Source organism: Lysinibacillus sp. OL1 (genome assembly GCF_004332175.1).
Lineage (GTDB): Bacteria > Bacillota > Bacilli > Bacillales_A > Planococcaceae > Lysinibacillus > Lysinibacillus capsici.
In genome coordinates, this window is record NZ_SJDS01000029.1 from 1 (window position 1) to 8,321 (window position 8,321).

An 8,321-nucleotide genomic window follows, 5' to 3' on the forward strand; every position below is an offset into this window, starting at 1 on the left:
ATTGAGCAAAGCAACAACTCTAGAAAACATATAGAAGCAAATAAACGTTTGAAGAAATGCACTTTTAAAATTCGAGCAAAGCGACAACAAATATAGCTGCTTATTTTTTGAAAAATAACAGCTAAATATTTGTAAAGGTAGTAGGAACTCCCTACCAAGTCAAAAACAGAGTTTTTGGGGAGTGTGCCCACACTCCCGTTGCTTGCCTTTCCACTCTAAGAATATTGAATAAAATATTTTCAATACAATTTGAAGCTCTTAGAAGTATCTAGGAGTTTCAAATTTTTATGTGCATTTTTAATGTGAAAGAGCATAAGGGAAATCTGCTATCACTTGGGGTGATGAAACAGATTGACGAATTACGGAATATTAGTACTCATATTCCCAATAAAGTGCTGGAAGGGTGCTTTAGTCCAACAAGGATTTATAACATATACATTCATAAAGCCAATAACGTTCCCAAATGTACGTTTGGAAATACACCGAAAAGCCACGAATGTTGTTAAATCAACGTTTTATGGCTTTTTTAATGAATATTGTTTATACACTTTTTTATACAAACAGAGTAAACGTTGATGTAGCAGCATTTTTACTTACTTGATTTATTCTTCACTTTGTATAAAATCATGTATATTTCATAACTATTTTGAAAACGTCATGCTAGACGTAAAACTAAAACTTTAAAAGGTACTGTTACCACTAAGACTAAAAAATAGTAGGAGCCCTAAACAGAAAATAAGATCAGCAACGGTGATTTGTTTTATGCCAAGAAGGTTCGGGTCAGCATGGTTGTCAATCCAAATTTGCTCCTTATCCTCCCTGATCCCGTATCGCAAATTCAGATGACAACCGCCATATGCCCCTCTACCTACATAGATATATTGACTAAAATAAAAAAGAGTAGCTTTTGCTACTCTTTTTTATTTGTTTTAACATTATTTTTTTCAACCATATCTCGAACAAATAAAATAATACCAACTATAAAAAAAATTACACCCAAAACAACCAAAACATATCCTGAATTAAAAAAAATATTATAAAAAGTTCCCTTATCTGAAGACCCTAAATTCAAAGTTAATATAGCAGTAACAATATATTGAGTTGAAATCAAAATAGCTGAAACGACAAAAAACAATGTTCCTAAAATTTTGTGATTCAATATACCACCCTTTTCCTTTTTTGGTAATTTTAGTTGATTTTGAAATCTTTTCCGTTAAAGTTAATTATATACCATATATTTCAAGAGGAGGAATATGTTATATGAAATTGAAATCTATTTTTTCAACTGTCTTATTGGCTTTTACAGTATTTTTCATCACGTCATTTAATGCCTCAGCTTCTGAAAATGATATACCAAAAAATATGGAACACACAGCTAACCCAAATATTTTTTATGATACAGACAATCAAAAATACTTTGATAAAAGAGAAAATGGATATATAGACGAAGTATATAGAGTTGAAGGCGGAAAAGTAGTAGAATCAATTTCACCAGAAGAATTTATTCAAATCGAAGAAACCGAAAAAAATGAATTTACTCAAGATAGTTCAGACATAGTTTCTCCAATGGCCGTTACTTGGAGTCATATTTACAAAGAATCTAGTAACTATGAAACAAGAATATTCGGGGGACGTGCAAGTCTTATCCAAGAAAACCCAGGACCTGGTTCTGACACTCAAACTCTCGCTTACCAATATACTGAAACTTATTCTACTAGCACTAGCCTAACTAATTTACAACTGCAAGCTATAGAATATGGAGTTTCTTACTCTTTTTCAAAATCTAGAAGTATTAGCTCTTCACATGCTATGACAATAGAACCTGGTTATTCTGGATATTGGAGATTTGATCCAAAAGTGAGAAAATCAATAGGTACTTTAAGAAACCTTCTCCATGGACAATTTATGTCAGAAACTTCCGTAACTACAATGTATCCTACCCACCTTAACGGTCAATTAGATGGATGGTTGGTTGCAGTAAAAACTAAACTATAACTATAATAAAAAAGGAGTAGCGAATGCTACTCCTTTACGTCTTTATAAACGAGCAACTGGCGCTTTTTAAATGCCGTATAGAAGATATCAAACACTGACTCACTGTGATACAAGCCACAAATCATTTTCTTACTTCGACTGCCTGCCAACCTATTTGCTTTACTCCTTGCATGAAGAAAAGCTCTCTTTTTTCTAAATTTCTTTTAGGTGGTTCGGCTCTTTAAGCTTCTCTCTAGCTTTTTAAGCCTTTTAAAATTAGAGCATGAAGTAAAATAAAGCAAAAATAAAATAACCGTCTTAAAACAAACGTAAATGGCCTATAAATTGATTTTTTTCATACAACTAGAATAAAAACTGTTAACTTTGCCATGCCTCTAGGAGGAAAATCCATAGCAAACTAGAGGTATGGTTTTTCACCATTCCTCATTGGATTAAATATCGCGTAACTTGGCCAAGATTCGCTCACGTTCTTGTGCAAAATAGGCTTTCTTTTCTTCGGTTACTTCTTCTTCTTGCTCATGACGCGTCGCAAACCATGCTGGGACTACTTCTACTTTTCTAGTTTTCTCTTTTTCTGATGCTGTAGATGCATTCGAAACCGTTAAATCGTTGATTTTGTTGCGAATAATGGCACTTAGTAAGGCTAAACGGTTAGTTTTCACGTATTGATCGCTCGCTGAAATGGCTGCATCTAAGGATTGATACATAATTGTTTCTAAATGGCCATGAGATAGCCCTAGCTTGTCCTCTGCTTTGATTTTTTTCAATGACCCATAGATAACACCTACAAATGGTTTAAAGCCCTCTAAAGAGCCTGTACGAGCTTGATAAAGGTCTTTTAAGCGATTATAAAGATTATTTTTCTGATCAGACGCCTGCTTAGTAGACGTCTTTATATCTTTTATTATTTTAATTTGGTTATTATAGTTAATAGTCGAATTTGAGCCATTCAGCGTTGATATAACAGCGTTTTGAGCCAAATCCTGATGTTTATTTTGATGTTTATTTGGTTGTTTAAATTCATCTTTAACGATGGCAATTTCATACGCATTTAGATGATAAACTTCGCTTAAAATGCTTTCAAAGTTCACGTGCTGCACATCCAAAATGACACGACAACCACTATTCGTTTTTCCTGATTTGTTTCTGGAAAGGATAAATAACTTGGATTGCTCCATATACTTAAAAGCTGTTGAGATTGTATTGAATCCAACCTCTAATTTGTTGCTCAAATGCTCTCGGCTTACTTTGATAATGCCATTGTATGTAAGATCATAAATCAATTTTTCTAGCACTCTATGTACTTTCCCTCCAGGATAAATACCTTGTGTGGCCAGTACGTCTTCTAATTGCTGCAGGCGATCTTCTTTGAGTTGCCGGTCTCCTTTTTGATTGCCGTATGTCATAAATGTTTGGACTGCTTGGTTTGGTGTAGTTTTTAGTTTGTTTTCCATGGTAGTTGCTCCTTTTTGAAGCAAAAAAGCGTTTGCATCGTGTTTCTTAACGATGCAAAACGCTTTAGATTAAGGAGTAATCTTTAATGACTTATTAATAAACTGTTGAAATGTCTTCTAATTCATACTAGAATGACGTATATAGATATTATCTATATTTAACAGTTAAAAACAGTCATTTCACGATATGCTGCATCGTATGTGTGATATACGATAAAGCGATTAATAAAGAGCGCCAACTCTCTATTAGTCACTGTGGAATGGCTTTTTTACGTTCGATTTAGTTATTCTTACCATACGCTAAAGTTAGTAACTTGTAAATATATTCTCTGACTATTAGTTTCTATTAGTTTATTGAATAGAGCCATGACGCTTGAAAAATTCTAGTAATGCAACTTCGACTAACTGCGATTTTTTTATATTTAACTCATCGGCGACACGATCTACTTCTGCCACTAACTCCTCTGAAATATAATATGTTTTATTTTTTCTACTTCTTGTATTTAATTTCGCAATCTCATTGAATATTGGTAACTGGTCATGCGGATCCTCTTGCTGAATTCGCTCTTGAATCATCTTTTTTAACACATGAAACTCGTTTTCTGACAGGCCAATGGCGTTCAAAATCTCTAGGTTTTGCTGACTATTAGTTTCTATTAGCTCATTATTAGGAGTGGTGACGGCTACCTCTTTATTAATTTCTATTAGTTCATTATTAGTTTTTATTAGCTCTTTATTAACTTCTATTAGTTTTCTATTCACTTTAGGAGTTTGCCTTGATGATACTGCTTTTAACTGTTCCAATGCTTCATTAAAAGTCATATCTTTATCCGAAACATCGGCGTCACGTTGCCATTCATGTTGCGATTTATTATAGAAGTACCCTAATGAATTAAATACTTCTCGTATGGTTGTATCACGTGTATTTAAAAATTTTCTAAGCTCTTTTAACGATTTTTTACTCGCAATAAGCTCGGAAACATTGTTGTCTTTTGTCAGTTCTAACATACTATTCACTCTCCTAATAGTTTCTAATATATTAGTTTATATTAGTTAACTAATAATACTATTACTTTTCGTGGAGAGAGTCTTCATATAATTTTTTCACTTTCAATAAGTTCGAAGAATGAGGGTACTTTTCTAAATTGTTTTGTTTTAACAACCCTAATAATCATTAACGAAATTTCCTGTTCCAAATCCAGCCTATTTTGAAAACTGGTCTGATGTAAAACTGATTTAATTTTAGGCTGCAACATATCTAGAACCTCCTGTTGGAATGCCGCACTTCTTAATTCACTTAATTCATTTACTGGCATCAACATCACCTCAATTTTTTTGATATTCCTGCCTAATTTTTTGAAAAGCTTGGTTTTTAGCTTTATTGACAGCTTGCTTTGAAATGCCTAACTTTCTTGAAACTTCTTCTTCCGTTAAATTATCTATAAAAATAGCATGCAGTATATATTTCTTTTTTGGGCTTAACTTCGAAACCATATTATAAAGTTGCTTGTCCTCCAAGATTACTTCCAAATGAGCGAAGTCAGAATACATCCATTCAGACTCGTCATCAATACTTTCATCGGGAACTAAATCAATCAATTTGTTCTCTCCGTCATTAATGTCGCTATCTAACGTTAACTGATTAACTCGATTATTATGACGGATTTTTTTGTCATATTTTTGAGATTCGAAATACAAAACACGAGAAAAATAACTAAGTAATTGAATTTTTCTAACGTGGGTTTTGAATAGTTTTTCTATAGTGTCTCTCGTATGAGGGGCAGGATTCTCTAAATAGCTTTTATAAAGTTTGCTTACTCTTTCATCTTCTAAAAAAGATTTTAATAGACGATTTTGAACCAAAAAATCAACTCCTATACAAAAACAGAAACATATGTTCTATTTTAAAGCAAAAAAAGAAGGATTCCCATCCATAATTGTGTTCATTTTACATATTTAAGATCAAAAAAGTAGAGAAAAACTATCAATAATTAATAACAACCAATTACTTATTATTTTCTTGTTTTTCTTTTTGTAATAATGACTGAACAGCATTTGTATTGTTATTTACAGCTTCAGTTAATAAGCCCAATGATTTATCGAATTTCCAAAAAATAAGTAGAAACGCAACAATCGGAAAACCTGTATTACTAATTAAACCAATTAAAAATTCATATTCTCCCATTAAATTCCCTCCCTTCTTTAATAAGGGGAAATTCATAGGCATTTCATCAACCATTTTTCAAAAAAATATGTAATAAAAAAAATTGCATCTTTGGTTGTCAAAACAATAACCATTTTCCCTTTATAAAATGTTAGCAGCTAACAAAAACAAAAAACAGGAGATGATTTACATGGCATGGAAAAAGCTATCTTCAGACACAACATCAAAACACAAAAACGTTTTCGTTAAAGAGTATCTTGTAAACAAGTTAGGTTACAACTACGGAGATTTCGCACTGGCTATTGCTGGTTTAGGTATCGCAGCAGTGGCGACATTTTTCGTTGGTTACATCGGGCCAATCGTAGCAGGTATTTTAAACCTTGCGGGCATTGGGCTTTCGCTGAAAGCATTATTAGATTTATTTAACGCAAATCCAGAAGAACAACGATTAAAACAGGTTATCACTGATATGGAGAAATACGGTGGTAACTACATTCAAACAGTAACAGAATTGTGGCAATGGGAATCCGCAAATGGTAACTCTTACACTTGGGAAACTCGCATAAATTACTACTGGTATTAAGAGATATAAGGGAAAAGGCTCTAAGCCTTTTCCTTATCATTTAAAATTCAAATAGATTTTAAATGAAATCAAAACAAAAAACACAAGTGAAAAAGAAATTACAAATATATCATTTACTACGATTGAAGCAATGAACAAACTAATCAAAAATACTAAGCTACAAATATAAAAAATTGTATCCACTTTTTTACTTAATTTCAAAAGATCTTGAAGTGCAAAATGAAAGATTTCAAAGATGAGATAAAATAAAAGAGCCATATATACCTTACCTTTCGGCTCATCAAGTGGCGGTAAACCAGCTAAAAGCACGAAAATCAAAACAATTGCAAACGTCAAATACAGCATTACTTTGTTGTACTTCATGTTGAAAACAACTCCATTTCATATAGATTTTAAAAGAATAAAGGTGGTTAATTGATATGGAAAACAAAAATATCGAAACATCTAAAAATACTTCAACAGCTTACAATGTCGAAACAACAAAAGCTAAAAGTCTTCCGACAACTTACAATGCGGAAGCATCTAAAAGCATCTCAAATACTAACGATGTCAAAACATCTGATGATAATCAATATATGCAAGAATACGGACAGTTTTATTTCATTAATGTAGAACCGAAGGTGCAAGAATTGGTAGCAGCACAAGGGACAAAAGCTAGACGAAAAATTCAACGTGAAATTCTTGCTATCATTAAAAACGCTGGTTATCATAACGAAGCTTATCGTATGAGGGCGCTTTTTAACCTCTAATAATTTACCATCATTTACTAATACCCATTATGAATTAATCTAAAAAAAAGATAATTATTGGACTTGGGTAATTGATTAGTCCATTTACTTATAAACTGTCCTCCCTATGGCTAAACAAAGGGAGGTTTTTTTATGTAAAAACATATCGAAAGTCTATACATTCCCATGCATTTTAACTTTACATAACATTAGAAAAAGGCAGTAACGTCAAGGGTGGATCCTTTGGCGTTACTGCCTTTTCAGTTAGATTACAAGTTATTGTATATACAGTATTTTATACATCGTTGATTTAACAGCATTTTTTAGTTAAATTACTAGCTGCAGCATGTATAAAATAGCGTATAAAACAAGCAGGTTATTTTATTTATTGACTTTCTTAGGTTCGCTCATACTTACCTTTATTTTTTGTCTCTCCAATTCGATTCTCTCGAATTCAGCCTCTAGCTCCCTCTGCTTAATCAAATATTCCTTTTTTATTTGATAAACCTTAATAGCACTGAAAACTACAATAATAAAAGCAAATATCAACATTAAAAGTTGTATATTTGAGAAATACAATTAGGCACACCTCACATTCTTTATTATATTATACATTTATATGGTTATTATGTATAATGATGTAAATAATACATTTTATAAACTATAAATGTATTATTTAACCAAATACATAAAAGGAGAATCGTTGTAATGAAAAAGTTGAATTTTTTTATTTGCAGTTTAATACTTACTTTGATTGTATCTACAGTTTTACCTAATTTTGCGCATGCCAATGAACTAGCAAGTAAAGAAAGTGCTTTAGCCGAATCAGTATTATATAACTTTAATACAAAGAAATTAGAGTTTGATGAAGAGACAGCCAAAGAAAAATATCATTTCACAGATGAAGAATTAAATTATTATGAATCACTAGAGTCACTAACTCCTAAAGAGGTTAATAATACACTTTTAACATTAGGGATAGACATGGAAAATTACGATGGCGACATCATCTATAAAGAAAATGAAGATGGAGAAATAACACCATACGCTGTTGTAGCATGGCTTGCAGGAATTGGTTTGGTTTCTTTCATTGGATATTTTTTCTGGGATCGATATCTTACACATAAAGAAAAAATGAACTACATGAATAGATGTTTCGATCAGGGTGGAAACCCAATAATTGATTCAAGAGATGACGCAGGTTTAAATGGACAAACTAATGCAACAGAAGCTAGAAAAATTGGGGGATATAATTTCGCGTGTGAAAAACCATAATGAACACTTAACGGCTGTTTTAAAGCAGTCGTTTTTATTTTTTTGATTGAGCAAAGCAACAACTCTAGAAAACATATAGAAGCAAATAAACGTTTGAAGAAATGCACTTTTAAAATTCGAGC

Annotated in this window: 11 protein-coding genes; 4 read left to right on the forward strand and 7 right to left on the reverse strand. The window is 32.1% G+C overall.

Going from position 1 to position 8,321, the window contains the following annotated elements; translation table 11 throughout:
* Nucleotides 1-910: 910 nt before the first annotated feature.
* The gene (locus EW028_RS24100; protein ID WP_131522726.1) at nt 911-1,159 is read right to left on the reverse strand and encodes a hypothetical protein; all 249 of its coding nucleotides are present in this window, start codon (nt 1,157-1,159) and stop codon (nt 911-913) included.
* 101 nt (nt 1,160-1,260) lie between these two features.
* Between EW028_RS24100 and EW028_RS24105 the strand changes: the two genes are divergently transcribed.
* On the forward strand, nt 1,261-1,995 hold the full coding sequence (locus EW028_RS24105; RefSeq protein WP_131522727.1) for a hypothetical protein: 735 nt from the start codon (nt 1,261-1,263) through the stop codon (nt 1,993-1,995).
* Between the two features lie 431 nt (nt 1,996-2,426).
* Here the strand turns inward: EW028_RS24105 and EW028_RS24110 are convergent, their stop codons facing one another.
* From EW028_RS24110 to EW028_RS24130, 5 genes are all read right to left on the reverse strand, one after another.
* On the reverse strand, nt 2,427-3,449 hold the full coding sequence (locus EW028_RS24110; RefSeq protein ID WP_131522728.1) for a hypothetical protein: 1,023 nt from the start codon (nt 3,447-3,449) through the stop codon (nt 2,427-2,429).
* A 351-nt stretch (nt 3,450-3,800) separates the two neighbouring features.
* Complete coding sequence (locus EW028_RS24115; protein ID WP_131522729.1) at nt 3,801-4,457, reverse strand: hypothetical protein; 657 nt, start codon at nt 4,455-4,457, stop codon at nt 3,801-3,803.
* A gap of 83 nt (nt 4,458-4,540) precedes the next feature.
* The gene (locus EW028_RS24120) at nt 4,541-4,765 is read right to left on the reverse strand and encodes a hypothetical protein (RefSeq protein ID WP_131522730.1); all 225 of its coding nucleotides are present in this window, start codon (nt 4,763-4,765) and stop codon (nt 4,541-4,543) included.
* A gap of 10 nt (nt 4,766-4,775) precedes the next feature.
* Complete coding sequence (locus EW028_RS24125; protein ID WP_131522731.1) at nt 4,776-5,312, reverse strand: RNA polymerase sigma factor; 537 nt, start codon at nt 5,310-5,312, stop codon at nt 4,776-4,778.
* Nucleotides 5,313-5,454: 142 nt separating this feature from the next.
* Nucleotides 5,455-5,634 carry a hypothetical protein gene (locus EW028_RS24130; RefSeq protein WP_131522732.1) on the reverse strand — a complete coding sequence of 60 codons (180 nt, stop codon included), beginning with the start codon at nt 5,632-5,634 and terminating at the stop codon, nt 5,455-5,457.
* A gap of 169 nt (nt 5,635-5,803) precedes the next feature.
* On the opposite strand from EW028_RS24130, the gene EW028_RS24135 reads away from it, so the two are divergent.
* Nucleotides 5,804-6,196 (forward strand): hypothetical protein, encoded by a 393-nt coding sequence (locus EW028_RS24135; protein ID WP_131522733.1) that lies wholly within the window; start codon nt 5,804-5,806, stop codon nt 6,194-6,196.
* Nucleotides 6,197-6,232: 36 nt separating this feature from the next.
* Here EW028_RS24135 and EW028_RS24140 read toward each other — a convergent pair whose 3' ends face one another.
* Nucleotides 6,233-6,559: a hypothetical protein gene (locus tag EW028_RS24140; RefSeq protein WP_131522734.1), complete on the reverse strand. Its 327-nt coding sequence runs from the start codon at nt 6,557-6,559 to the stop codon at nt 6,233-6,235.
* Between the two features lie 56 nt (nt 6,560-6,615).
* On the opposite strand from EW028_RS24140, the gene EW028_RS24145 reads away from it, so the two are divergent.
* Entirely contained in the window at nt 6,616-6,945 is a 330-nt protein-coding gene (locus tag EW028_RS24145) for a hypothetical protein (RefSeq protein ID WP_131522735.1), read from the forward strand.
* 687 nt (nt 6,946-7,632) lie between these two features.
* The gene (locus tag EW028_RS24155; RefSeq protein ID WP_131522736.1) at nt 7,633-8,199 is read left to right on the forward strand and encodes a hypothetical protein; all 567 of its coding nucleotides are present in this window, start codon (nt 7,633-7,635) and stop codon (nt 8,197-8,199) included.
* The last annotated feature ends 122 nt before the right edge of the window (nt 8,200-8,321 follow it).